This window comes from Sphingobacterium multivorum, from assembly GCF_900457465.1.
Taxonomy (GTDB): domain Bacteria; phylum Bacteroidota; class Bacteroidia; order Sphingobacteriales; family Sphingobacteriaceae; genus Sphingobacterium; species Sphingobacterium multivorum.
Genome location: NZ_UAUU01000011.1, coordinates 1,676,790 through 1,703,546 on the forward strand (window position 1 = coordinate 1,676,790; position 26,757 = coordinate 1,703,546).

Below are 26,757 nucleotides of genomic sequence, written 5' to 3' on the forward strand. Positions count from 1 at the left end.
AAAGGCAGTGTTTGTCACTTATTGACGTTCATCTTAATTGTGGGTGGGTTAAAGCTATCTCTGATGAATTGATGAACATCAGACAATTTGTAATAAAGCTTTCCACTAATAGTATAATAGGGCAGTTTGCCGATGGAGCGATACCGTTGCAGGGAACGGTTGCTGATTTTCAGCATCTGAAGTAAATCCTGGTTATCGAGCAGTTCCTCGCCATCTATGCTATTACGTTTCTTCTGTAAATCATCTATATTATCGCCCAGCATATCAAGACGTCCCATTAAGCGTTCCATCCACGCCAAAAATTCCATTCTGTCAATATTCATAATGATATTTTTAAGGGTTCATACCTATTTTTTATCTGTCTTTAGCTTTCTGCCTTTTTCTATATAGCTTTTACCTTTTGCCATAAGCTCCTGTACAAATTCCTCACTACTCTGTATGGCGTTGGCATTAAGCATATCTTTTATGGATCCCATGGTGTAGAAATATTGACCGTAGATTTTTGAATAACTAATCTCGCCTTTGGTTCTCATACGCCATAAGGTTTTTTCGCTGATATGCAGGTATTGGCATACCTCGTGGTTATTGAGCCACAGGTCATCATAGCTTTTATCTTCCTGTCTTTTCAAATAGTCGGCAATGGCATTGATACGGCTATTTAGCTGTATCCACACGTCTTCTTCGATGGTTATTATTTTCATTGCATAGCTTTTTAAAGTTCACTATGCAAAATTGTGAAAGGTGGCAGTGTTTGTCTGCCAAGCCTTGCCAATTGGTTTGTCTGTTTTTTTTAAAATTTTTACAATTAGGGAAAACCCTTGTTTAACAAGGTTTTTATGGGATTTTGGATATTTTGTAATGAAGTTTTGAGAGCATTTGCCAATTGGCAGATATGGGCAAAGAAAAAAGCAGTACGTTTTGGTACTGCTTTCAAACGGTTATTTTTGATATAGCTAAAGGTCTTTATCCATATATTCTTCGAGGGATATTTTGAGTTGGTCTAAAAATGCAGTTCTTGAACCTGCTCTTGTTTTCATTCGGTGGAAAGAATGATGAATATCGTTTAAGGGAGTTCGGAATAGCACTTGAAAAATCAAAGCTAATTTTCGGATGCCTATTTTTCCGTATGCAATGGAATTTGAAGCATACAGAGCGTATATCAGTTCGATAAGTGCATTTTGAGAATTGGTCCACGAAATATCCTTGTTTGCATCTAAATTTTGTAATATTGTATCGGGATTTTCTTCAGGATTTATTTTGGTAAGAGTGTAAGTATAAAGTAGTTCATTGGCAATAATATGTGCTATTTTGTTGTCGTAATATGTGGAGAAGCTAAGGTCAATTTCAAATACGCCACTCTTTAATCCATCGTGATAGTTAATCTTTCCGAGCCTGAAATAAGTGTGATCACGGTCGGTTCTGCCAGCACGGTAATATCTGTAGAAATCTTCATTGCAAATACTTTCTTTATATTCTAACTTGAGATTTTTTAAAACATTTTCATAATAACTTTGATGTATTTTACCATTACTCACGGGACAGGTAGTTTCTATCCGAAATACTTTATTGTAATAAATAAGTTTTCCAAGGATTTGCGGTTTAACATTCTTAAAGAAATCAACCTCTTGATCTTCATTTAAAAATCCAACTTGCAATACTTCAGTTTTAATAGCACACAACATTTCATTTAGAAACAAAGTCATTTGATATGCTTCATCAGATGACCGTATCATTTGAGAAGAAAATTTTGTCCTCCTTATGCCGAATTTCTGATAATATTTTACTCAATATAATTTCCATAGCATAGATGTTTTTAAAGTTTGCAGAATTTTATTCAGAACTCATCTAGTTCTTGGTATGCCAAAATTTGGAAATAATATTGAAACCAACACCACAGGTTCCCCCATATTGGGAAAGATTTTTTTGAATATTGTGTGCAAAAAGGGTAAAGCCTTATAGACTTTACCCTTTTATTTATTAAATTTGCAAAGATGATTTACAAGGTAATTCAATGAAAGTAAGCGCAGTGTGCACCATTACTAAATCGTTACCGATAAGGTTTTCAACTTTTGTAAACTGCTCTTTATTAGCCAATTTTGGCTATATTAATCTTTTTTATAAAAAAATTAAAAATTCGAATTTTAGCAGGCTTTTGAATAAAATGAACAACAATTATCTCAACTAATCTCGCGATCTTTACAGTAGATGAAAGCCCAAAGCCGGTTAACATCTAGCCCAAGCGGACATCTAGCCAAAATTGCCTCCCTCGACGGTTAACGAGGGAGGCCTTTTTGTTTATTTTATTATCTTATTAAAACCGTTGAGTAAATCAGCTACGGTTTCCCGTAACAATCCTGCTTTCAAACCTATACCTTAGCCTTACAGTTTGTAATAATCTTGAAAGTTAATATCTGTAAACATATTAATTCAGCATAAATAATGTATATTAGGCTTGGGTATTAACCTTGCCCGATTGAAAAGTATAATGCCATGATAGTAACCACGACCAATTCCATCGAAGGGAGGGAGATTTCACGCTATAATGATCCAATTGCTGCCAATGTTGCTATCGGCACCACTGTCTTTAGCGATATAGGAGCCAGCTATGTAGATTTCTTTGGCGGTCGCTCTACCAGCTATGAGAAGAAGATGGAGGAAATTTACAAGCGCGTTACCGAAACGCTCAAGTAGTGCTTAAAATTGCATTTATAGATAAAAAAATACGCCAAAAAATATGAGTTATTGCAGCCGATGAATAGTCTTTGTTAGTTAATAGTATAATAATAGTCGTAATAAGAGAAGATAAAATTTATGAGAAGGATACATGGAAAATTACCGCCTGAGCTTCTAAAGCATACAACGCCTAAAACAGTCGGAAAAGATTCTGGTTTTAAAATTTCGAGCTTTCGTGAATTAGTTGAGCAAATAGCGAAGCTTTCATATCTAAATAAAGATTATTTACTATTCTTTAGAGGTCAAAAAAATGATTATCGAAATAGTAATAATAATTCAACATTTTATCCAACAATTTATCGAAGTAATTACTTGTCCCAGCCCGAGTTAGACTTCCGATTTGAGAAATTAAGCAGTGCTTCAAAAATACTAGTGGAGTTGTTAAAACAAAATAATATATCAGGTGTTTCTGAGATAGAAAGAAAAAAATACATCCAATGGAGTATTTTACAACACTATGAAGTAACTGAAACACCCTTTATTGATGTTACGCAGTCCTTAAGAGTAGCTTGTTCTTTTGCTCAGCTCGATAATGATCAACCAAATGCTTTTATCTATGTTTTTGGCTTGCCATATTATTCAAATAGAATTTCAATTAATTCTGAACATGATTTGATAAACATTAGGTTACTAAGTATTTCACCTCCACAGGCTTTAAGACCCTATTTCCAAGAAGGCTATTTGGTAGGTACTGATGACGTTTTTAATGATTATATAAATAAATCAGAACTTGATTTAAACAATAGATTGATAGCAAAATATGAAATTCCTAATAATGATGATTTCTGGGGGAAACATTTCAATCGAATTCCTAAATCAGCTCTTTATCCTGACAATGACATAATCCATTCTATCTGTCAGGAAATTACATCCGAAATAAAAGTAGAATTAAATTCGTCTAATATTGGTAACTATATAAAATTATGGACTGACTTAGAACAAATAATTATTAATAAAGCCAAAAGGTACTTTCCAGAAACTCACACATTGATGAATGCAATATATGTCCTACTAAAATATGATGAAGAAAATAGCCATATATATAGTGAAATCAACTATCTCAGACAGTTTCGTAATAAATTAGTCCACAAACCCACTAGTGTTTCCAATGATGAAACTATAAGGATGACTGAAAATCTTAAAAATGTACTAAAGTTGCTTGGATAATAGTCGAGTAAATTTCATGCCTTGTGGATGACCAATTTGTCCATTAATAATTATTATAATACGTAAAATCGGAACTAAAAAATGTTGTTTTAAAATTCATTTCAATAAATATGTCCACAAACAAGCATGCACTCATTCGGTACGAAGCATTGGATAGATGTTTCTCCAATAAAGGTCGGAAGTTTTTTATTGATGATCTGATGACTTATGTTTCGGACGCAATTAAAGAGTATACTGGTAAAGCGGCATCGATTTCTCGACGACAGATTTTTAAAGATATAGATTTTATGCGTAGCGAGGCGGGGTTTCGTGCGCCTATCGAATCTTATAAAGAAGGGAAGAAGAGCTACTATCGGTACTCTAAAGCTAATTATTCTATAGCTATTCAGCAAATTAACCCAGTCGAAGCAGACTCATTGAAGACCGCTTTAAATATTCTTGGAAGATTCAGTGGATTACAACAATTCGAGTTTGTTCAAGAACTTGCGCTTAAACTAAAAAAGAGCTTTCAGTTGGAGGAAATTGAAGAATGTATTTTCTTCGATCAGAATGAGTATCTAAAAAATATAAACCTACTGGGTGATTTGCTTAAATATATTCAACAGAAGCAGGTGTTGGAAGTTAAATATAAGCCATTTAACAAAGAGCTGGAAGAAACGCTTGTTTTTCATCCCTATTTTTTGAAACAATACAATAATCGTTGGTTTTTATTCGGAAGGCGAGATAGTTTTGAAAATTGGACTAATTTGGCTTTGGATCGAATTTGCAGCTTAAATACCTTAGGAAATCTAGATTTTATAGCATCAAAGGAAACACATAATTCATATTTCGAAGATATCGTAGGGGTTAGCAAACCGGCAAATACTGAGTCTTTGATTGTTTCAATTAAAGTAAGTATGGCATTGTGGCCTTATATTGACTCTAAACCTATCCATCCATCGCAAACAGTGGTTGAGAGAACTGCAGAATACGTCATTTTAACATTGGATATTATTCCCAATTATGAGTTCTTCTCACATATATTGGGTTATGGCTCCGCTATAGAGATTTTAGCTCCAGTTTCGGTAAGAGATTCCATGCATAAAAAACTAGAAGACGCTATCAGCAAATACAAATCATAAAAAATTACCTGTGCACATTGGTTGCACAGGTACAGTACAACTTTGTATCAATATGTCAAATGCAAAGTTTGAAGTATTTGTGAGTTCAAGGAATTCGCAATACTATTTTAGATTAAAGTCTGGTAATGGTGAAATTATTCTTGGTAGTGAAGGTTACGTGAGCAAACAAGGATGTTTAAATGGGATAGCTTCTGTTAAAGCTAATTCTCCCTATGATAGCCGTTACCAACGTAAAAATGCCGTTTATAATTATACCTTCAACCTAACAGGTGGGAATGGTGAAATTATCGGACGGAGCGAAAATTATACGAGTTTAGCTGGTAGAGAGAATGGGATTGTAGCGGTCAAACGTGATGCGCCTGCTGCTCCAATAGTTGATCTTGTTTAATTATTATGTGCTTTGTGTTATTATAGATACACGAAGCACATTTTATTTTTTAATCTAATTACTGTAAAATTATGAGTACCAAAATAACCGTATCCCTTTATTGTGCAACCTGCGGTCAAGGGGATTTTGAACACAATGAAAATAAATCTTGGGTGAAATGCAAGAACTGTGGTCGCGAATATCAGGGTGGGATTGATGAATTGGCAACATTCAATCAAAATCAAATTCAAGATGCTGCAGAAGAAGTGGGTCAACAGTTAATTGATGACTTTGCTAAAAGACTAGAGAAAACTTTTAGAGGTAATAAATTCATTAAATTTAAGAGAAGATGAAAATAGATTTCGACGACCCTTCATTTATTGTTGCGGCTATGGCGTTAATGGGGACTATTTTTACTTATTTCAAGCACGATAAAAAAATAAAAGCTCAGGAGAAACTAATCAATGACTATCAGCTTGGGAAAATTGAAGAGGAGAAAATTCAAAAAATGCAGGCTGAGGTTCGGGCCTCGATTATTGTAGGTAGTAAGGGGCTAAGGACTTTAAGGGTATATAACAAAGGGAAGGCTTCTGCAAAAAATGTTCGATTAATTATACATGATGAACCTGAATATCTTTACAGTTTGAATCCTTTCCCTTTTCCACTTTTAAATGAGCATGAAAATGTAGATCTGAATATTCATTTACACATGGGATCTCCTGATAATATTTCATTCGAAATATTATGGGATGATGAATTTAAGGTGAATAATTCTCATATACAAACCGTTCAGCTTCGTTAAACAATAATCCAAAAGAAAATAAGATATAAATAATTTAAAATTAGTAACAATGAGCATTCCAGAGATTGTAAGCTTTTTCGAGAAAATTGGTGTCAATCCTGTTATAATAATGACGATACTTCTAATATGTGTGGTAGCAGCTTTCTTACTAAGGTTTTTAAATTCCGAAGGGCCTTTAACCTGGAGGTTGTTCAAAACTAAGCAGAAATCGAGACCAGATTGGGGGCAAATACATACTGATTTACGTCAATTAGCAAAAGATATTCAGAAACAACAAGAATTTCGGGACTTAACAGGCATATTTGTCCATCCAGATAAAATCGAGAAGCTCATAGCTTTGAGGGATAGTTCGAATGGAGAGTTTGATTGGCCGGAAATTAAGGCTGCGAGGTCATTTATTGATTTAAATACTGAGCAGCCAAAGATTAGAATAGGTGTGTGTGCGAAAATCTTTGATATTTTCATTATTACATTGTTTTCTGTCGGAGGAATTTGTTTTACGTTACTCTTTTCAATCCTAGTTGTAATTATTGCTACTGAGAATGATGTAAGACCTAGTCTTTTGGCATCGCTTCCATTATTTTGCGTTAGTATTCTATTTAATTTTATGTTGATGCAATCTTTAAGACGCAATTATAGAAGTGCCAAACTCATAGCAAAGACATTAGGCAGACGGTAATTAATTTAGTGTTTAAAACAATATTTTGTTGTATAACGATTGGTTTTCTTTATATTTGGTTCTAGCTGAATTTCTGAATTAAGTATTATCACTATGGCCGTATCTAATTTCCAATTTTTAGAACAAGAATATCCCTTGCTTTTTAATTTGGCGCAAGCCGCCGAATACAATCTATATCAAGATCCAGCGACATCTTTATTCAAGCTGCGTCAATATGGAGAATACATGGCCAAGCAGATTTTTGAGACCTATGGGATTGAGCTGCCGGAGGATACAAAATTTCAAAATCTGATCTATAACCTAAGAAGTCAGGGTATTCTGCCTTCAAACGTAATAGACCATTTTACAATACTTCGCAAGCAGGGTAATGATGCAGTACATGAATATGTAGGAACCACTGCAGATGCGACCTCATCTCTTTTTTCTGCATTTAAACTAGGAAAATGGTTTTACGAATCCTATTCTGTAAAGAATATGGACATTTCTACATTAAGATTTGGTACACCGAAGGATTTAGATGCCAGACACGCATTGCATATCCTTGAACAGGAAAATAAGGTCTTAAAGGAACAATATGAGCAGGCGATAGCCCAGCAAAAAATGGTCAGTGCAGAACAGCGGTCGACGTTTACGGCACGTGCCAAACGGTCTGCATCCAAACTTGATATGGACGAAGCAGAGACCCGGGAGCTTATTGATATAAATTTGCGTAAGATAGGATGGGAAGCCGATACCAAACTACTGAACGCTAAGACCCATAAGACACAACCTGAAAGAGGCCGGAATATCGCTATTGCAGAGTGGCCAGTCAAAGGAGGTTATGCAGACTATGCACTATTCATAGGTACAAGTTTATATGCTGTCATTGAAGCCAAAAAATATGGTCAGGATATATCGACCAATCTCGACCAAAGTAAGCGCTATGCAATGAATGTTGTTCCGCAAACAGGGATCGAGCTATTGGGCGACTGGAATGGCTTTCGAGTACCATTTCTATATTCCACCAATGGTCGCGAATATCTCCAACAGATTGCCACCAAAAGTGGTGTATGGTATCTTGATATACGTGAGAAATACAATAATTCTCGATCTATCAAAGGATTCCATAGTCCAGCGGATCTGCAAAAAAAGTTTGAACAAGACATCACACTCGCTAATAAAAAATTAGAAGAGAATCCATTGGATTTTCTGCAGCTCAAGACAGGATTGGGTTTGAGAGATTACCAGATCAACGCAATTCAAGCTGTCGAAGATATTATTATCCATCATCCCGAGATCAACCGGGCATTATTGGCCATGGCAACCGGTACTGGTAAGACACGCACAGTTATCGGGTTGGCTTATCGCTTAATCCAGACCAATCGCTTTAAACGTATTTTATTTTTGGTAGATCGCACCCTGCTTGCCAAGCAGGCACTCGACGGTTTCAAAGATTACAAGGTTGAAGACCTGAAAAGTTTCAGCGATTATTACCACATCGATGGGCTAAAGCATGTATGGCCCGATATCGATAGCCGTATCCACTTTGCTACTGTACAGAGCATGGTCAAAAGACTCTATTCCAATGAGAGTGATGAAAAAGCACTCAGTATAGATACATATGACTGTATTATCGTCGACGAAGCACATCGGGGCTATTTACTGGATAAGGAAATGGACGATGAAGAGATTTACTTCAAAGACCAAGATGATTATGTCAGCAAGTACCGTCAAGTGTTGGATTATTTTGATGCTTTTGCAGTTGGTTTGACAGCTACACCAGCGCTTCATACGAAAGAAATTTTTAATAAACCTATCTATAACTATAGTTTACGAGAAGCCGTATTAGATGGTTATTTAGTTGATCAGGATCCACCAATCAAGATCAAGACCCAACTGTCAGAAGAAGGGATTGTATGGGAGAAAGGCGAAAAACCTACTGTTTACGACAAGGAAGGTAATCAGATTGTTGAACTTGATGAGTTGAGTGACGAACTCAAATTCGATATCTCAGGATTCAATAAACGTGTTATTACCGAAAACTTTAACCGTACAGTACTTCGAGAACTTGTCAATCACATAGATCCTGATGGCGAAGCCAAAACGCTTATCTTTGCGGCTACAGACCATCATGCAGATATGATCGTCAAAATCCTGAAAGAAGAGTTTGCGGCGGTAGGGATACCTGTACCTGATGATGCTGTCGTAAAAATCACAGGTATCATTGATAAGCCTGAAGAGAAGGTCAAACGGTATAAAAATGAAAAATACCCGAATATTGCCGTTACAGTCGATTTATTGACTACAGGGATTGATGTACCTAAGATTGCTAATCTTGTATTTATGCGTCGCGTTAGATCTCGTATTCTATACGACCAGATGATCGGTCGGGCCACCCGTCTCTGTCCTGAGATAAACAAAGAGAGTTTTCGTGTTTTTGATGCGGTCAATCTGTATGAGGGTATCAAAGATTACACCGATATGAAACCGCTGGTTGTCAATCCTTCAGTTGATTTCAGTACATTGAGCGGTGAATTTGCACATATACAAACCGATGAACGGGCAGCGGTGCAGGTTGATCAGATCATTGCCAAGTTGCAACGTAAAAAGCGTGCCTCAGGCCTAGATGCTGAAATGATCAAATACTTTACCGGAGCCGATACATTGGACGAATTTATTCAGCACCTTCGCGAGAAAGACATTACAGAGCAGGTGAAAATGCTGACTGAAAAAAACGGAGCTCTGGAAGTATTTAGACGAGTACAGGCAAGCACCAGCTCATCAGTTTTACTCCAATCATGCTGATGTACTTCGTGAGGTAAGTACCGGATATGGGGAGATGGATAAACCGGAAGATTATATCGAAGGGTTCAGACGTTATCTAGAAGAAAATCAAAATGAGATAGCTGCACTTAAATTGATAGCCACATCTCCGACGCAACTAAAACGTGCCGATCTCAAGGAACTAAGCTTATTGCTTGATACCAAGGGTTATAATCTTCGCACCCTACATGATGCATGGAAAAATGCAAAAAGACAAGATGTGGCTGCGGATATTATTGCCTATATTCGTACCCTTATGCTAGGATCTGTACTTGAAAGCCGAGAAGATCGTGTCAAAAAAGCCTTTCTACGGCTGTACCAGGAACAAAATTGGACAGTGCCGCAGAAAAGTCTGCTTCAGCGGATTGAAAAGCAGATGATTGCCGAAGGCATTGTTACTGTAGAAGATTTGGACAAACAGCCCTTTGATGAGATAGGTGGATTTGAACGGATCAATAAAAGGTTTGAAAATCACTTGCCCGCTATTCTGCAGAAGATAAATACTTATATGTATAATGGAAATCAAACAGCTTGATCATGATGAATAAAGTTTCCATTCGTTTTTTTGATGACCGAGAGGTACGTGCTATTTGGGATGATGAGCTTAGCAAATGGTGGTTTTCAGTGTTAGACATTGTGGCTGTTTTGACCGATCAGGATGATTATACCAAAACCAGAAACTATTGGAAATATCTCAAAGCCAAGCTTAAAAAGGAAAATAATGAACTGGTTAGTGCCACTACCCAGTTGAAAATTGTTGCTCCAGACGGAAAAAAAAGACTGTCTGATATGCTGGATCACGATGGCATAATCGCTTTAGGAAAGACTTTCCCTAGCACCAAAGCAAACCGTTTTATAGAATGGTTTACCTATAGCGACGAAACCATCGACGGTAAGAGTAAAAGTAAAGCTTATGCCCTTTTTGAAAGCTCATTCATTGAAAGCATTGAAGTAGGTACTGTTAAAGGTCTACAGCAGATACATGCCTATTTATTTGGTGGACTGTATGATTTCGCTGGAAAGATCCGCGCAAAGAATATTGCCAAAGGAGGCTTTCAATTTGCGATGGCGCAATTCCTACCTAATACGCTAAAAGATGTCGAAGCTATGCAGGACAAAACATTTGATCAAATTGTAGACAAATATGTGGAAATGAACATCGCTCATCCATTTATGGAAGGCAATGGACGGAGTACGCGTATTTGGCTAGATCTCATGTTCAAAAAGGAATTAAAAAAATGTGTAGACTGGAGCAAAATATCCAAAGCCGATTATCACCAAGCCATGATAAAGAGCGTAGCGAATAGTGAACCATTGAAAATATTTATAAAGAATGCGCTGACTGATGATATCCACAGTCGAGAGATGTTTATGAAGGGAATAGACTATTCCTATTATTACGAAGAGAATTAATTAAAAAAAATGAGCGCTGAAGAAATCGCACAGAAACTTTGGAATCTCTGTAACGTCCTACGTGACGATGGAGTTACCTATCACCAATATTTAAATGAATTGACTTATATTCTTTTCCTCAAACTTTCCGAAGTGCGGAAATTTGACAAGGAGATACCAGAAGAGTATCGCTGGGACAAGTTTAAGTCAATCAAAGATAATAAAGAATTATACGATACGTACCGGGAGCTGCTAGCTACGATCTCTGCGAAGACGCAAAACGCAACGATTAAGGAGATCTATACCAATGCCAGCAGTATGCTGCGTAAACCCGTTAACTTGCGTACGCTAGTTACAGCTATAGACGGTATCGACTGGTTTGAAGATACCGAGAAAGATCAGATTGCAACGATCTATGAAGAACTTTTAGAGAAAAATGCCAACGAGAAAAAATCTGGCGCTGGGCAATATTTCACGCCACGGCCGTTGATCAATGTGATGGTCGATCTGTTGGTGCCCAAAATTGGCGAACGTTGGAACGACCCTGCTGCGGGAACATTTGGTTTTATGATCGCAGCAGACCACTATCTTAAAGAGAAGACCGATAGCTATTTTACATTGGGCGAGAAGGAGCTTCACTTTCAGAAGTATGAAGCCTTTACTGGCTGTGAACTCGTACAAGATGCCCATCGTTTAGCATTAATGAATGCCAAACTACATGGTATAGAGTCCCCGATTGCTTTGGCGGACACACTGAGCCAAGAAGGAGAGGCTTTCAACAATTACGATGGTGTACTGGCCAATCCGCCCTTTGGTACCAAAAAAGGAGGGGAGCGACCTACCCGTACAGACTTGACCTTTTTAAGCTCCAACAAGCAGCTGAATTTTTTACAACACATTTACCGCTCATTGAAAAAAGACGGTAAAGCACGTGCGGCAGTTGTGCTACCAGACAACGTGCTATTTGAAGACGGTGACGGTTTGAAAATCCGTCGTGACCTGATGGACAAGTGTAATTTGCATACCATCCTGCGTTTACCTACAGGAATCTTTTACGCGGCAGGTGTCAAGACGAATGTATTATTTTTTACACGTGGCAATACAGAAACCGGCAACACCAAAAACGTATGGGTCTATGATATGCGTACCAATGCGCCGAGCTTTGGTAAGCGCACACCATTTACCCGTACAGCCTTTGCCGATTTTGTAAAAGCATACACTGGAGGGATTTCTATTGATGAAGTCAAAGAAAACTGGCAAGGTGATATCGATGAGACTAAGCGTGCAGAAATTGCCAAAGAGGATAACCGTTGGCAGGTATTCAGCCGTGAAGCCATTGCTGCCAAAGGGGACTCGTTAGATATTGGCTTAATAGCCGATAACTCATTAAGTAGTGGAGATGATCTTGGAGAGCCTATAGATATCGCTCGTGAAGCGTTATTGGAACTAGATGCTATTACCAATGAGTTGAATGATTTGATAAAGGAGTTGAGCTAATGGCAAGTAAGGGAGATATAAATAAGTATGAAATACAGCCGTCGTATCCAATAAGATGGCCATTAGTCAGCTATGACGAAATTTTGGAAAAAACTAAAATTGATGTTAAGCTCAAATCTAAAGACTTTAATTCCATTGGAATATATCCAGTTGTTGATCAGGGTGCCCAATTAATAGCTGGTTATATTGATGATGAAGATTTATTATATAATGGCGAATTGCCTGTGATAATCTTTGGGGATCATACGAAAAACATAAAATATGTAGATTTTAAATTTGCTGTTGGAGCCGATGGTACTAAATTGCTGAAACCAATAAATGGTATTAGTGAACGTTTTTTTTATTACAATTTGTTAAGCCTCAATCTTCCTGATTTTGGTTACAGCAGACATTTTTCTGTTTTTAAGATACTGGATTTCCCCCTACCTCCACTCCCCGAACAAGAACGTATTGTCGCTAAGTTGGACAAACTCTTTGCACAACATGAAAAGATAAAAAAAGCACTCGACCGTATTCCACAATTGTTAAAAGATTTCCGCCAGCAAGTGTTAGAGCAAAATTTTACATACAAAGGATACGTATCTAGCTGTATTAGCTTGGAACCGAATTTAAAAAAAGAAGAAGGTAACAGTTGGAAATGGTATAAATTATTGAAAATCGCAAGATTGGAATCTGGTCATACTCCTAGAAAGTCTAAAGAAGAATATTGGATAAACGGTGATGTGAATTGGATTTCGTTGCAAGATATAAGAGCAGCAGATGGACAAGTAATTAATGAAACAAAGTTTAAACCTAATTTAAACGGAATTAAAAATTCAAGTGCTAGGCTATTACCAGAAGGAACTGTATGCTTTTGTCGAGATATATCTGTAGGTTTCGTTACCATAATGGGCGGGGAAATGGCAACCTCTCAACACTTCGCGAATTGGATTTGCTCAGAAAAACTCAATAACAGATTTCTCATGTATTCACTAATATCTGCTCGTAAGTATTTAATCCGAAGTGGTGTAGGGACAACTGTTGGGACTATATATATGCCTGCGATAAAAGAGATGCAAATATTTATGCCACCCATCCAGGAACAACAAAACATTGTTCGGTGTGTACAAACCCAATTCGCCAAAGCGGACACCATCGAAGCTCGTTATCAAACTTTAAAAGCTAAAGTAGACAGCTTACCACAAGCCATTCTACACAAAGCCTTCAAAGGTCAGTTAATTCCACAACTTCCTAACGATGGCGATGCGAAGGATTTGTTAGCGGAGATTATCAAGCTAAAAGAAGAAGTTAAACCTAAGATGGCAAGTAAGAAACATAGCGTAGAACCCTAATGTCAATAACCAATTGGATAAAAAAGTGTACGAAAGGAGTTATATAGCACTTGTTGGGAATGACTACATTGGCGATAAAGCTCATCTAAGCTTTAATAAGTACTTTTTCGAGTTACTTGAAAACTATAGCAATATTAATGAAAAGAAGAAGGTGTAAACCTCGTTCGACGAGCGGAGAGTACTGAGGATATAAATATTTTTTTGAAATAAAATTTACTGTGCACTTGCAATGCACAGATAATCTTGATTTTTGCACTTTATCATTAAATAATCGAAACTATGACGAATAAAGTATATTCAAATCCAGTAGATACCACCTCGTTTAAGATTTTTAGCATTTTTGATGCTTTTAGAAATAGTGAAAAATTGCATTATTTAGAAAGTTCATTACAAGTAGTACTCTTGTTTGTATCCTTATACAAAGACGGTTTAATCAATGAAAAATCATTCCCTACTGACTTTGATATACCAGACATTAAGACACTCATTCTAAATTCAGGTCTAAATGAAGAAACTAAGCAATATTATTTGTTGATTATCGACGCACTAAGTGATTCTTTGTCAAAAGTGTTGAGCGAACCCATGGGATATTTTTCTTTCCTTCTTTTAGAAATAGAGAGAGAAACTCTTAGGAGCAATTTTGCTGCTATAATTGACGATGTGATTTATAGAGTTTCACAATCCCAAGGAAGATATGCTGGCGAGTTTATTCAGCCACTTGAATTAACTCGCTTTATGTGTGGATTGGCTAATTTGAAGACTAATATGAAAGTTTTCAATCCTTTTGCGGGCTTAGCTTCCTTTAGCATTTTTCTTAACCAGAGCCAGGAATACTTTGGACAAGAACTTAACAAAAAAACATGGGCTTTAGGTGCTTTAAGAATGATGGCGTATGAGAAACTAAATAGTTCAAGGTACGTCTGTGATGATTCAATTTCAAATTGGCCAATTCAGTCAGAGAAATTTGACGTTATTTTTTCCAATCCACCTTTCGGCTTGAAACTTGGGCACCAATACAGAGATATTGAACCTAGTTTTAGAACAATCGAACAGTTTTTGATTGAAAAGGGTATTCAATCCTTGAAGCAAAATGGTAAATTGATTGCTCTTTTACCACAAAACTTCCTGTTCAGAGGTATGCAGGAACAACGTTTAAGGAAGTATTTGATTGAAGAAGATTTAATTGACACAATTATTTCATTACCCGGGGGATTACTATTAAACACAGGAATTCCATTAATCATTGTGGTTCTGTCAAAAACAAAAGCGACCTCACGTAAAATAAAATTCGTTGATGCCAAGAAGTATGTAGTTGAAAAGGGACTCCGAGAAAAAAGGCTCAATGATTATGACTTAAACAGCCTAATTCACAGTGATAAAGAAGATGTAAACGCGGTTAGGGTTGTTGACATTGAACAAATTCGTACCAACGATTACAATTTAAGCGTAACACGTTATTTCAAAAAGAAAATAAGCGGTGTAAAACTTGGTGATATTCTAAAGTTAGTTAGAGGTCAAAAAGGCAACCTGCCAGAAACGGGTAAACTAGTTCGTATACGTGATTTAAAAGACGATAAAATTAATTTTACGCTTGACGCTTCTAATCTTGCTGAAACCGAATTCAAACGCCATGACATCCATCTAATTTCAGAATCTTGTCTACTCTTAGCAATCCGTTGGAAAACTTTAAAGCCCACGTTCTTTGAATTCAAAGGCGAACCTATTTTTAGAGGTCAGGATATTTTATCCTTCGAGCTTAATGATTTAATAGCCGACAAGGCGTATCTAATCAACGAGCTTCATACCGAATATGTGCAGGAGCAACTTGAATCATATCGTTTGGGTTCTTCCATGCCTTTTATTCGTAGAGATGATTTGATGGAGGTTGTTATAAAGCTACCTTCACTTCAGGAGCAAAGAGCTAAAGTTCAGGGTATCTCTGAATTATCTGATAAGATTAAAAGTCTTCAGAAGGAACGAAATGCCTTGGCTCATGGTAAAGCAAGAGGACAGTTTAGTGAATTTGCTTCGTTGAAACATACCCTGGGCAGACCTAGACAAAATATTCTTGATTGGTCTGACAACCTATTGGATTTCTTAAACAAAGAAAAAAAAGGTTTTGTCGCATTAAATAAAGCCTTTTCCGAATTTTATGAAATTGATATTATCTCTGCTTTAAGTGAAATCAAGCGTGATGTAAACTTCATCACTGATGTGCTTGAAAAGGGCGAGAACGGACTTGTTTTATCGGAATTTGAAAAACAAATAATTCCGCTAACTGATATCAACAATGTTATCAATAATCTGTCAAATAATGGATTTAAATTCAAAATAAAGAAGCTGTTAGTAAAAGGAGAAAAACTGAAAGATAGAGGTATATACGCCAATGAGACACTTTTCAAAACAATATTAGATAATATTCTGACAAATGCAAATAAGTATGCATTTGACAAAAAAGCTATTGGAAACGAGGTAGTTATTGAGTTAACTGAGGTTGATGATTTTCTTACTATGGAAATTGGAAATAACGGTAAACCCTTTCCAAAGAATTTCGATAGAGAAAAGTTTATAACCAAATACTCTACAGCTGACTCAACCTCAAATAATGGAAGTGGCTTAGGTGGATACGACATACACAGAATTGCAACAGATTTTAATAATACTGATTGGGTTCTTTCATTGAATCAAGACCCATTCTTTTCGGTGAAGTTTAAATTCCAATTCCCAATAAAATTGATAAGCTAATTATGGAAGAAATATTTTACAATATTCTGTGGATCGACGATGAACATGAGACACTTATGGGGACTAAAGGTCGAGCAAAAAGAAATAATATTAATTTGATCCCATATAAGTCATTAAATAGTGGCTTGGATGAGTTGGAAAAGAATTTTCCTTTTTATGATGGTGTATTGCTTGATGCCAAATTCTTTGAAAATGAAGATGATATTGAAGGATCTGAAGACACCTACAATGTACACAGAGCTAAAGAGAGATTGCTCCAATTAAAAAAGAAATTTGAAGTATTTGTCCTAACCGGACAAGCAGAAGCATATGGAGATAATACATTTAATAAAGCTTTTCCAAAAGTTTATAAGAAAGGTAGTGATAGAGAGATTAACGAATTGTTTTCTGACATAAAATCTGCGGCTTCTATGCAAGAAGATACCCAGATTCGTCAAAATTACAAACGTGCTTTTGATGTATGCACAGAAAAATATATAGGAGAATTTGCAGGACAAGATGTATTAAACCTGTTAAAAATCAGTAACGAAAACACTATCGAAAATCACTTTAATACGATTAGGAAAGTAATTGAAGATCTTTTCGTTGCCTTTAATAAATACAATTTGCTTCCAGTGGAATTTATCATACCGACCGTTGCTTTAAATGAAAGCAGTAAATTTTTGGTAGGTAAAAATTCTGATGGATCAATTTATGTTGGAAAAGGTTACAAGCATTTAGAGGAAACACATCTTCCAAAACAAATAGCCTATTACTTGCGAAGTATTTTACAAGTTACTCAAGCTGGTTCACATCGTTCAGAGATTGATTTATATGTAAAAACTATCAAAACTCCATTCCTTTTAAAAAGTGTGCTTTATCAGCTTTTAGATGTGTTGGTTTGGTTTAAAACTTATGTAGACACAAATCCAAAAGCTAAGAATTGGATAAAAACAGAGGCGACGGAGGGAAATGATGAAATCGTAGAGTTAATTCAAGGCAAAGTCATAAACATAAATAGCCAAAAGGGATTTGCATTTTTTAAGTCCACTTCTATTGGTGAAAATGTTTTCATTCCACCACATTTGGTAACTAAGAATAGTCTCAGCGAGGGAATGTCTGTTTATGTAGAGGTAGAACGATACACTGATACCCGCAATAACGAGTTGAAGAATAGGGTGAAACGAGTGGAAATAACCATTTAAATTTTTACAGAATTCTCGGGATATATGCTTAATTCATAGTAGCTTTCGTCAGCAATATAACATTATAATCAGTTGTGTTTTAATTAACTACTTGCCACCGACAAAAGTGGGGAAGAATCTATTACTCCTGAATATGCATCTTTTTCGTTCAATTGAATCTTAATAAAATATCATGTAACTTTAATAATAACTTTTTACTTAATATATGGAGGAGCTATTTACTGATATTCAATTAATTGAAATTGCTAGGAGATGCACTGAATTTGATTATACTAATACTAACGAATTACATTTGGGATTTCATCCAATAGATATAATTAGGCAAGATAAAGATACGGGACTAATATTAGCAAAAGGTAATCTAGATACGGGCTATGAGCACATATTAAGTCGACACTTTGGGCGACCCATGAAATTCTATTGGAAACGAGAGAATCAATCAGAATCAACTAAGTTAGACAACCCTACGATCTTCAAAAACATTCGTCCATTTGAGCTAGTAAAATATGCATCGCAAATATTTAAGGCCGAGTACCTAAAAGGAAGTAACCAAAATTTCGACGTCTATGAAGGTTTTGTAAATTATGGTATAAACGATAGAAATATAAAATCTAGATTAATTACCTATAAAAATCAACAAGTCATACATACTTTCTATATCTCTCAGCTTGGTGAATATAAAAACAAAAACAAGCAAAAGAAATATTTTAGGGGTTCATTTACTAGCAGTACAGATTATATGAAGTGTATCAATAGATATTCTTGTTTTTACTATAACAGCAAAAAAGAGAAAGTGTTTGAATACATTGAAGTTTATGATAATTACAACAAAAAAAGCAGTATAAAAATTGTAGTCGGTGATAGTGATTTTGAAATATATAATTCAATTCTAATGGAACAACGATTCGCTCCCCCATTTGAGTTAATGCGAAAAGACATGTTAGTAAATGATCAATTTGAGAAAATAGCTATTGATAAATATGAAAAAATTAAAAACTCGACGGGAGTGTAACACCAACTGTGTCATAGGATTAAAACATAAAACTTCTTTCGAGTTTGAGTCTATCCCCAAATCTAATATAAAGTTGGGATATCAAGCCCCAGTTATGCATTGGCATTGTCCATTTTTTTGCGATATCCTTTATGATCAGATACATCAATTTCATTAGTGCCTGTTCGGTGCATATTCCGGAGTAAATTGGTTCTTCCCCACGGACGATGGTGATAACTTTAGGATTATATCAGTAGATAACCAGCAAGATGTACTGGTAGTTTATGTGCAGAGTACTACCCACAGTGCTGTCTGCCCAAACTGCTGCATCACTTCGAAAAGAATCCACAGCTATTACACCCGCAAGATCGCAGACCTTCCTGTCTTTGGTAAAACTTCCAGAATTATTCTTCGCTCTCGTAAATTTTATTGTCATCAAGACGAATGTCCGTTCAAAATATTCACCGAGAGGTTCGAGAGTCATTTCAGGCCATATAAACGGAGGACTGAGCGTCTGGAAAGTAAGATCAGACAACTTGGGCTTCTTGCCGGAGGAAGGCCTGCTCAGCGGGTTTGTACCATATTGTCGATACCCACGAGCGATACGACTATACTACGGTTGATTGAAAAAAGCGATTTTTCACCAGCAAAAGGTGTAACCGCCATTGGCGTAGACGATTGGGCTTACAAAAAAAGGAAAAGTTACGGTAGTATTTTGGTCAATCTCCACACAGGGAAAGTGATAGATCTATTACCAGACCGTGAACAGGAGACATTGCGTAAATGGCTACAGGAACGTCCAGAGATTGAAGTAATGAGCCGGGATAGATACAGTAACTATCGAAAAGCTATTACTTTGGGTGCTCCCCAATCTATCCAGGTCACCGATCGTTGGCACTTGTTGAAAAATTTAAGTGAGGCGGTACAGAAAGTTTTGATTAGGCATTACAGCAAAGCCACAGCTTTGTTGGCCAATAAGCAGTTGCGGGTTGACGATCAACAAATAGCTGAAAATCAAAGCTCACTATCTGAAAACAGAAGCTCTCCGGATTCAGCTCATGGCGGGATCCGCTTAAAGCGGTTTGAGCAACTGAAGGAATTACAGAAAAAAGGATATTCCATACGTGCCATGGCACGGCATCTGTGCATGCACAGACAAACCGTCAAAAACTATCTGGACATGGAGACTTTGCCCCGAAAATCTCAATGCAAGATTAATCCGCTTGAAAAATTCTTTACGCATATAAAAAAGCGTATGGAGGAAGAGCCGAGCATATTGATCACCACATTGTGGCAGGAGCTCAGAACCCAAGGATATAAGGGAGCCTATTCAACTTTCTCAGAAGGCTTGAAATTCTATGGGATCCGAGTGGGCAAAAAAGCTGGGTTCACTAAAGAATTACCGAATCATGGTGCAGCAACTTTTAAACCATCATCAGCGGCAATATGGTTTCTGTCAGATCAACAAAATCTGTGGGATGACCATCGGAATATCATCCGCGAATTATGCAAATCCTCCAAAGAGCTGAATAAGACTTTTATCCTAGTGCAATCCTTCCGTAAAATAATGGCTGAGAAGTCGGGCGATACAAAATTGAGGGAGTGGATCGAGAAATCAAGCACCTCGGGACTAAAAGAAATAGCATCATTCGCAAAAGGACTGCTCGCCGATTGCCCCGCTGTTGAAAATGCGCTCACCTTACCATGGAGTAATGGTCCCGTGGAAGGAAACGTGAACCGACTGAAAATGATTAAGAGGCAGATGTATGGTAGAGCGGGGTTTGACTTATTGAGGAAACGTGTAGTATACGCTCCGTCTTGACCACCAAAAGTGGGGAAGAACCGTAAATTGACCCCATGATTCCTGTACGTTGCACTGGAGTATATGCGCAATTCCATTGAGTTATCGCATGCTATTCCGGCAGATGTTGACCCCTCTATAAGATTTAGATGAACTTATTCCGGATCATACTGACCCCTCAAAAATAATGTTGGTGGTAATGTAAGTGTCCCAAAAAATCAAACAGCTTAAAACTGGACATAAATGTTTAGATTTAAGTAATAAAATGAAAAAAACACGTTTTACAGAAAGCCAGATTGTGCGAGCACTCAAAGAGGGCGAAGAAGGCAGAAAGACCGAAGACATCTGCCGTGAGCTGGAAATTAGCAAAGCCACATTTTATAACTGGAAGAGCCGTTACGGAGGCATGGAAGCCTCAGAAGTCAAACGCCTAAAGGAACTTGAGGAAGAAAATGCACGTTTGAAAAAGATGTTTGCCGAACTGAGTATGAACCATGATATCCTAAAAGAAGTCATCACAAAAAAAGGTTGGGGCTCCGGCAGCAAAAACAGTTAACCCAGGAGATTGTCCTGGATCACGGTTTGAGTGTCACCGGAGCCTACAAATTGACAGGCATGTGCCGTTCACAATATTACTATGTTAGTAAGAAAGATGACAGTGCAGTCATATCTGCATTAGATGATCTGTCCGCCAAACATCCTGTATATGGATTCCGAAAACTATATGCCTACCTGCGCAGAGAAGGTAAGCCATGGAACCATAAAAAAGTATACAGAGTATATAAGCTGCTAAATATGAACAAGAAACGACGTGGCAAACGTCGGCTACCTGCTCGGGAGAAACAGCCTCTGGAACAACAGGGCAGCATTAATCAAAAATGGAGCATGGACTTTATGAGCGATAGCTTGGCCAGTGGAAATAGGTTTAGAACTTTTAATGTGATGGATGACTGTTCCCGTGAGATATTGTGTATCGAAATAGCTACTTCAATTTCTTCTTTGCGGGTAACTCGGACACTTGAACAAATCATAGACTGGCGGGGCAAACCGCTCTGTCTACGCGTAGATAATGGTCCTGAATTCACCAGTCATCATTTTGAGCTCTGGTGTAAAGACCAAGGCATCGCTATTCAATTTATCCAGCCCGGTAAGCCTATGCAGAACGGCTACATCGAACGGTTCAACGAAGTTATCGCAAAGAAATTTTGGATGCTTATTTATTTTTCAACTTGTCAGAAGTAAGAGAACATACCCAGGCATGGATGGATGAATATAATAACAATAGACCCCATGAAGGTCTTGGGAATCTTACACCAACGGAATTATCAAAAAATATTAGAAACAAACAACAAATAAATCAATTAGTAACGTAAATTAGAAAAGTCCAATCTCAGCTGTCGGAAAAATGGGGTACTTTATCCAGCACAATTCTTGAGGCGCTTTAATGCGAAATATGCAAATATAGTGTGTTGAATTATTTTCAATAGGTTATCTTTGCATAAAGCCTATTGTAAATGTCAAAGAAGAAATTAAAATTGAACGAATTTAGAGTGTCGGGTGATGTTAAACCGATTTCTTACAGTAAGAGAACGCCAATTGAATTAAATACTTATGATACCTTTTATGGCTCTTATAGAGAAAATATCGTATGCTCATGTAAAATAGAATCTCAGCATTCCGATTGGTCAGGTAAGCCAATGGCTATGGTTATTATTAATGATTCCCCAAAGGGATCTAAACGTAATTTATATGCTGATGAATTAGGTACAACACCTGAGGAAGCAATACGACATCAATGGAGCTTCTTTACGGATTAACTCCTCTGTCTTTGGAACTAGATGTGGAAAAAATAATCTCTTTCGCGAAAAAAAAAAAAACAGGTAAGTCTACCTTGCAAAATCAATAATTGTTCAATATGATAAACAAATGTACTGTTTGTAAAAGAGTAAAAGGGAAGAGAAGATGTCTGAAATCAGGACAAATGATATGTAGTAAGTGCTGCGGAGAGATACGCTCCTGGATATACTGTAATACCGAGTGTGAATATTTTCCTTATGAAGTATTGAATTATACTCCATATAATTCACAGAAAGCAGAGCTTATAATGGTATCTAATGGCATAACAACTAAATTTGAAGTACCTCTTTTTTTACCTAATTTGTTTGATGTAATTACCTGTACAGTAAAGGAATTACGAATAGATCTACTTGATTTTAATAAAGCCGTAGTATCAATAAGTTTCAAATTGGATAGTGATAGGGGGATAGGAAATGAAATTTATTTGAAAGATAACTGGAAAATCCAAACTTCCAACGTCCAGTTTAGAAATGATAAGATTTTAGCTCCTTTGGTTATAATGTCTACTTCTCAGAGTAGTAATTGTAATTATGTACAAGCGAAATGTAAGTATGGAGATTCTAGCTTATCACTAATAAAAACATCTTATAGTTTAAATGTTTGGCTACCACATGCAAGATCTTCTAGTAAGAATATTGATGTAAAAGATATGCCTGAATTTGAATCAGATTACATTTCGGCTGTCGTTCATCAAGGAAGACTTGCTTCAAAGAAAAATGATGTTTTCTGGGCGGAATTTAATACTAAATTTGAATACAAAGTATCATTCGAAATCGAAAATGCAGACGTTCATATTAAGCAAAAGCAGCTTTCCTTATTATATTTAGGAATTTTTCTTCCTTATAAAAAAGTTATAATTGAAAAATATACTGTAAATAAACCTAATTCATTCTCTATAAATGAAGAGTCTTTCTTAGCCTTACAGACATTTGGAGATTACGAAGATAAAAGATTATGGGAGATTCCATTAGAATTAAATTTTGGAAACAACTATCATGGCGGATTTGTCAAAAAATTAATTAATGAACTTCCGCCTAAATATCACTTTGATGAATACTTATATAAAGATTATTTTTTCTTTTTAAATCATGACGACGAGATTTCTGCAAATCTTTTATTTAATACAGAAAATATTGTTTCAGCCTATTTTAATGTATTGAAAGAAGTATACGATGGCAAATACTCTCCAATTATTTTAGTTATTTCTAATATGAGTGAGCAGATTAGAAAAATAAAAGTTGTATATGAAATTAAAGGTTTATCGGATAGATGCGTCGAAACTGTTTATTTAGATCCCTTGAATACTTTGAGTATACCGCTTTTTCCTATTTTGAATGATGTCTATTTGTCTAAATTGAATGAACATTCATCTGTGCAATTTTTTGTGGAAGTTTACTATAAAGATACACTTATATACGAGGATTCTAAACGGCTAAATTTATTACCAAAGGAGACATTTGTGTATGATAGCGAGGATCTAGGAAAGTCTAATAAATACTATTTTTATTCATTTTTATCACGATGGGTAACCCCTAATTCCGTATCAGTAGAAAGAATTATAAATGAAGCAGCGCAATCAATTAGTGGCTTTGAAGGAATGTCAGAAGATTTAGGTACTATTACTAAAGAAATTGGTGCATTATATCGTCAAATATCATCAAAAATGAAGTATGTCTCTAAAACCTTCAGTCTTTATAAGGGAACAACTTCTCTTCATCAAAAAGTCCACCTTCCAGATAACACCTTTAGCATAGCGGCGGAAACTGTATTGATTTAGTTATATTTATGGCCAGCTGTCTAGAAAAGTTAGGTTATTGTCCTCTAATCATCATCGTGCCAGAACATTCGTATCTGGGAATAAAGTTTGACAAGTTCACTATTTTTTTGGAAATGACCCAAATTGGAGAGATAAGTTTTGATGAAGCGATGATTGAGGGGAATAAAGTTCATAATGAATACTTTGATATCAATAATAATCCTAGAGAAGAGAATTGTGTTATTATTGATGTTAAAGAATCTAGGAAAGCGCAAATTTTCCCTATGAACTAGTTTAAAATAATGCGAAACATATTTAGGATTAAAGGTCAAATCTTAAAAGTTTTCTCAAGACGAGACAATAACACATTGTTTCTATATAACGTTTTTTTAGAATATTGTGTTTATTCTTCTTTATTTTAATGAAAAAATAATATATAACGTTAGAAAATTGAATTACTAATCTTGATAAATAGGGACTACCTTACCATTCTCAACTTTATAACCAATAATTATTTTGCTGATTGGAGGGGTAGACTTTCTTCGATTTTTTATAGTGTCTATTTTATTGGCTAATCGATTTATATCATCAACCTCCCTTTCATATATATAAGAATAAATTACCGGATACTCTGATAATTCCTTATTTTTTTTTTCTTCTTTGTTACTTCTTTTTTTCATCTTTAATTTTAGTCATAAATAAATCAACAGGATTATTTCCGGACGATATTATTCCTTTTGGTTTTCGCCTTCTTTTACATCAGTTGAAACGGAACCGAAGCTATCCAAAATCGTATTGTTGTGAGTTATTATCTTATAAAATGTTGTTGTTGGGTTGTTAGCATAAGTGTCAAAAATCAATCCTAATGGTACATATCTTTTCGAAATATGAAAGCGTTTAAGGGCTCGTTTAGTAGCTTTCACACGATCCAACTCAATTAATGTTAAATGTACAAAGTAATTGGCTTTTTTCAAAATCTCAATTAATTTTATAATACTCTCTACGTTGCTTCCAATTTTTGGTAAAACTATATTGCTTCTGTTTCAATACAATGATCAAATAATGATTTAAACGATTTCTGATTGCCATTTCCAAAAACTATCTTATCAGACTCTTCATGTACCAAAGTTGCTCCGAAAGGCAACGCAGAGAATTCTGGTAATTTTCTCTTAGCATAATCTGAATCTAATATGATGGCGCCATATTCATCAGCAATTATATTGGATATTCCCGACTTACCGGATGCTGGTAGTCCAATCACAATAAATGCTTTTCTCTCTGCTTTGACAGGTTTCAATGGGAATGCACCACCTTTACCTAATACGATGTCTTCATCGTTTTTTAACCTTTCCTGAGTTAACAACTCCAAAACTATTTGTTTTTGAAGCGAGAGTCTCTCGGAATCCTTTCTATATTTGCTTATTCTGTAGGATTTACTATTTAAGCTTATAAGAGATTCATCGAAATTCTCTATATTAAGTTCTGTTGATACTACTTGAGAAACAACATTATACATTTCATCATCATTGATATTAATTGAAAGAGCATTTTCTAAAAAGTGCTCTACTAACTCGAAGTTATTCAATGGTCTACTTGTCCTATTCGCCATTTAAAACGTTTTTGTAACTGTTATTAATTAATATTCCTATAAAATTCGGTGAGCCATATGCGACGGGGCAGAGTGAATGTTGCTCTAGGATCAAATTAAAGGGGATTGTTTCTAATGGCATTTATTTATGGTAAATATAAACATTATTAATTTAATTTTAGAAAATATGAGAGTGTTACTATACTAATATAATGAAAAATCGAAACGCTACGAGTATCTCATAAATTACTTTAAAGTTTTCATTTACTGGTCTAAAAGAAGATGACGTAAACATTGAAATGAGGATAGCAATTCCTTAGAATCTGAATTTCCTCATAGATTTTTTAAAATATTGAATCTTGCCAACTATAGTCATGTAATTATTATTTCTTATTCTGTTTATTTCCCTCCGATTTGGTCTCCGCGTCAACAACTACAATCTCAACGACTACGTTTTCCATCAATTTCGAATCAGACCCGTCAGCCTTTTTCTTAGGTACTTTTTATAATGTATTACAATTTGCTCATCTTTAGGAATTCCATTGGGGAAAAAATCATCCAAGCTTTTCAAACCAAATACCTTCTTTAATATTCCTAAATGGCGGAGGTTATACTTTTCCGGTTGATCTAAAGACTCACATTTTCCAACAAAATTTTCAGCTAAGCCCATTTTTCCACTTAGTACTTCCTGTGACCACCCCCTTTCTCCACGCAGGCCTTTAATATTAAAGATTAATTCGTACTCAATTCGAAATATAGCTTTCGTTTTATAAATTTCATCCATGTCAAAATTTTTACCACCAAATGTTTGGTGGTCTTAATGATTGTTTTTATATTTGTGTACCCAATCAAGGATTGGTAATAAATATGTTAACTATGTCTATTTTAAATAGACCATGAGTTGAACGAGCCTTTGAATCCGAAACTAGCAATTGAAAATTCAG

28 protein-coding genes and 2 pseudogenes are annotated in these 26,757 nt (G+C 35.9%); 22 read left to right on the plus strand and 8 right to left on the minus strand.

The window, feature by feature from the left end; genetic code table 11:
• Positions 1-14: 14 nt before the first annotated feature.
• From DTA23_RS24650 to DTA23_RS24660, 3 genes are all read right to left on the minus strand, one after another.
• Positions 15-323, minus strand: a complete 309-nt coding sequence (locus DTA23_RS24650) for a helix-turn-helix domain-containing protein (protein WP_034871390.1) — start codon at positions 321-323, stop codon at positions 15-17.
• 24 nt (positions 324-347) lie between these two features.
• The gene (locus tag DTA23_RS24655) at positions 348-701 is read right to left on the minus strand and encodes a helix-turn-helix domain-containing protein (RefSeq protein ID WP_034871389.1); all 354 of its coding nucleotides are present in this window, start codon (positions 699-701) and stop codon (positions 348-350) included.
• Positions 702-953: 252 nt separating this feature from the next.
• On the minus strand, positions 954-1,733 hold the full coding sequence (locus DTA23_RS24660) for an RteC domain-containing protein (protein ID WP_256604658.1): 780 nt from the start codon (positions 1,731-1,733) through the stop codon (positions 954-956).
• Between the two features lie 757 nt (positions 1,734-2,490).
• Between DTA23_RS24660 and DTA23_RS24665 the strand changes: the two genes are divergently transcribed.
• The 15 genes from DTA23_RS24665 to DTA23_RS24730 all read left to right on the plus strand — a co-directional run bounded on the left by DTA23_RS24665 (position 2,491) and on the right by DTA23_RS24730 (position 18,832).
• Positions 2,491-2,691 (plus strand): heavy metal-binding domain-containing protein, encoded by a 201-nt coding sequence (locus DTA23_RS24665; RefSeq protein WP_112376293.1) that lies wholly within the window; start codon positions 2,491-2,493, stop codon positions 2,689-2,691.
• A gap of 120 nt (positions 2,692-2,811) precedes the next feature.
• A complete protein-coding gene (locus DTA23_RS24670) occupies positions 2,812-3,900 on the plus strand; it encodes an FRG domain-containing protein (RefSeq protein WP_112376294.1) in 1,089 nt (362 codons plus the stop codon).
• 110 nt (positions 3,901-4,010) lie between these two features.
• The gene (locus tag DTA23_RS24675; protein ID WP_112376295.1) at positions 4,011-5,021 is read left to right on the plus strand and encodes a helix-turn-helix transcriptional regulator; all 1,011 of its coding nucleotides are present in this window, start codon (positions 4,011-4,013) and stop codon (positions 5,019-5,021) included.
• A gap of 52 nt (positions 5,022-5,073) precedes the next feature.
• A complete protein-coding gene (locus DTA23_RS24680) occupies positions 5,074-5,409 on the plus strand; it encodes a YegP family protein (RefSeq protein ID WP_112376296.1) in 336 nt (111 codons plus the stop codon).
• A 71-nt stretch (positions 5,410-5,480) separates the two neighbouring features.
• Positions 5,481-5,741 carry a hypothetical protein gene (locus DTA23_RS24685; protein ID WP_112376297.1) on the plus strand — a complete coding sequence of 87 codons (261 nt, stop codon included), beginning with the start codon at positions 5,481-5,483 and terminating at the stop codon, positions 5,739-5,741.
• Positions 5,738-6,190, plus strand: coding sequence for a hypothetical protein (locus DTA23_RS24690; protein WP_112376298.1), 453 nt, complete (start codon positions 5,738-5,740; stop codon positions 6,188-6,190). Before DTA23_RS24685 ends, DTA23_RS24690 begins: the two co-directional genes overlap by 4 nt.
• Before the next feature lie 49 nt (positions 6,191-6,239).
• A complete protein-coding gene (locus tag DTA23_RS24695) occupies positions 6,240-6,869 on the plus strand; it encodes a hypothetical protein (protein ID WP_112376299.1) in 630 nt (209 codons plus the stop codon).
• 93 nt (positions 6,870-6,962) lie between these two features.
• Positions 6,963-9,653: a type I restriction-modification system endonuclease gene (gene hsdR, locus DTA23_RS24700; RefSeq protein WP_218565465.1), complete on the plus strand. Its 2,691-nt coding sequence runs from the start codon at positions 6,963-6,965 to the stop codon at positions 9,651-9,653.
• 34 nt (positions 9,654-9,687) lie between these two features.
• The gene (locus DTA23_RS28190) at positions 9,688-10,206 is read left to right on the plus strand and encodes a type I restriction-modification enzyme R subunit C-terminal domain-containing protein (protein WP_218565466.1); all 519 of its coding nucleotides are present in this window, start codon (positions 9,688-9,690) and stop codon (positions 10,204-10,206) included.
• A 2-nt stretch (positions 10,207-10,208) separates the two neighbouring features.
• Complete coding sequence (gene fic / locus DTA23_RS30700) at positions 10,209-11,084, plus strand: protein adenylyltransferase Fic (RefSeq protein ID WP_370445141.1); 876 nt, start codon at positions 10,209-10,211, stop codon at positions 11,082-11,084.
• A gap of 9 nt (positions 11,085-11,093) precedes the next feature.
• The gene (locus tag DTA23_RS24710) at positions 11,094-12,560 is read left to right on the plus strand and encodes a type I restriction-modification system subunit M (RefSeq protein WP_112376300.1); all 1,467 of its coding nucleotides are present in this window, start codon (positions 11,094-11,096) and stop codon (positions 12,558-12,560) included.
• A complete protein-coding gene (locus DTA23_RS24715; RefSeq protein ID WP_112376301.1) occupies positions 12,560-13,891 on the plus strand; it encodes a restriction endonuclease subunit S in 1,332 nt (443 codons plus the stop codon). The genes DTA23_RS24710 and DTA23_RS24715 overlap by 1 nt, the downstream gene beginning before the upstream one ends.
• Before the next feature lie 279 nt (positions 13,892-14,170).
• Positions 14,171-16,636, plus strand: a complete 2,466-nt coding sequence (locus DTA23_RS24720) for an N-6 DNA methylase (protein ID WP_112376302.1) — start codon at positions 14,171-14,173, stop codon at positions 16,634-16,636.
• A 2-nt stretch (positions 16,637-16,638) separates the two neighbouring features.
• The gene (locus tag DTA23_RS24725; RefSeq protein WP_112376303.1) at positions 16,639-17,820 is read left to right on the plus strand and encodes a hypothetical protein; all 1,182 of its coding nucleotides are present in this window, start codon (positions 16,639-16,641) and stop codon (positions 17,818-17,820) included.
• A 205-nt stretch (positions 17,821-18,025) separates the two neighbouring features.
• Positions 18,026-18,832 (plus strand): hypothetical protein, encoded by an 807-nt coding sequence (locus DTA23_RS24730; RefSeq protein ID WP_112376304.1) that lies wholly within the window; start codon positions 18,026-18,028, stop codon positions 18,830-18,832.
• A 19-nt stretch (positions 18,833-18,851) separates the two neighbouring features.
• Here DTA23_RS24730 and DTA23_RS31000 read toward each other — a convergent pair.
• Positions 18,852-19,001 (minus strand): annotated as a pseudogene (locus DTA23_RS31000) (IS256 family transposase); the annotation flags it as partial.
• A 96-nt stretch (positions 19,002-19,097) separates the two neighbouring features.
• On the opposite strand from DTA23_RS31000, the gene DTA23_RS24740 reads away from it, so the two are divergent.
• The 7 genes and pseudogenes from DTA23_RS24740 (at position 19,098) to DTA23_RS24760 (ending at position 24,518) form a co-directional block, all read left to right on the plus strand.
• Positions 19,098-20,633 carry an ISL3 family transposase gene (locus tag DTA23_RS24740; protein WP_172462505.1) on the plus strand — a complete coding sequence of 512 codons (1,536 nt, stop codon included), beginning with the start codon at positions 19,098-19,100 and terminating at the stop codon, positions 20,631-20,633.
• 244 nt (positions 20,634-20,877) lie between these two features.
• The gene (locus DTA23_RS30705; RefSeq protein ID WP_370445142.1) at positions 20,878-21,168 is read left to right on the plus strand and encodes a transposase; all 291 of its coding nucleotides are present in this window, start codon (positions 20,878-20,880) and stop codon (positions 21,166-21,168) included.
• A gap of 26 nt (positions 21,169-21,194) precedes the next feature.
• Complete coding sequence (locus tag DTA23_RS30710; RefSeq protein WP_370445169.1) at positions 21,195-21,854, plus strand: IS3 family transposase; 660 nt, start codon at positions 21,195-21,197, stop codon at positions 21,852-21,854.
• Positions 21,789-21,985, plus strand: a pseudogene (locus tag DTA23_RS30715) (integrase core domain-containing protein); the annotation flags it as partial. The gene DTA23_RS30710 and the pseudogene DTA23_RS30715, both read left to right, overlap by 66 nt.
• 141 nt (positions 21,986-22,126) lie before the next feature.
• On the plus strand, positions 22,127-22,429 hold the full coding sequence (locus tag DTA23_RS24750; protein WP_112376306.1) for a hypothetical protein: 303 nt from the start codon (positions 22,127-22,129) through the stop codon (positions 22,427-22,429).
• Between the two features lie 287 nt (positions 22,430-22,716).
• Positions 22,717-24,246 carry a hypothetical protein gene (locus DTA23_RS24755; protein ID WP_112376307.1) on the plus strand — a complete coding sequence of 510 codons (1,530 nt, stop codon included), beginning with the start codon at positions 22,717-22,719 and terminating at the stop codon, positions 24,244-24,246.
• Positions 24,247-24,254: 8 nt separating this feature from the next.
• Positions 24,255-24,518, plus strand: a complete 264-nt coding sequence (locus DTA23_RS24760; protein WP_112376308.1) for a hypothetical protein — start codon at positions 24,255-24,257, stop codon at positions 24,516-24,518.
• A gap of 165 nt (positions 24,519-24,683) precedes the next feature.
• On the opposite strand, the gene DTA23_RS24765 is transcribed toward DTA23_RS24760, so the two are convergent.
• The 4 genes from DTA23_RS24765 to DTA23_RS24780 all read right to left on the minus strand — a co-directional run bounded on the left by DTA23_RS24765 (position 24,684) and on the right by DTA23_RS24780 (position 26,597).
• Positions 24,684-24,905 carry a hypothetical protein gene (locus tag DTA23_RS24765; protein WP_112376309.1) on the minus strand — a complete coding sequence of 74 codons (222 nt, stop codon included), beginning with the start codon at positions 24,903-24,905 and terminating at the stop codon, positions 24,684-24,686.
• 48 nt (positions 24,906-24,953) lie between these two features.
• The gene (locus tag DTA23_RS24770) at positions 24,954-25,199 is read right to left on the minus strand and encodes a hypothetical protein (RefSeq protein ID WP_112376310.1); all 246 of its coding nucleotides are present in this window, start codon (positions 25,197-25,199) and stop codon (positions 24,954-24,956) included.
• Positions 25,200-25,252: 53 nt separating this feature from the next.
• Complete coding sequence (locus DTA23_RS24775) at positions 25,253-25,834, minus strand: hypothetical protein (RefSeq protein WP_112376311.1); 582 nt, start codon at positions 25,832-25,834, stop codon at positions 25,253-25,255.
• A 439-nt stretch (positions 25,835-26,273) separates the two neighbouring features.
• The gene (locus tag DTA23_RS24780) at positions 26,274-26,597 is read right to left on the minus strand and encodes an XRE family transcriptional regulator (protein ID WP_112376312.1); all 324 of its coding nucleotides are present in this window, start codon (positions 26,595-26,597) and stop codon (positions 26,274-26,276) included.
• Between the last annotated feature and the right edge of the window lie 160 nt (positions 26,598-26,757).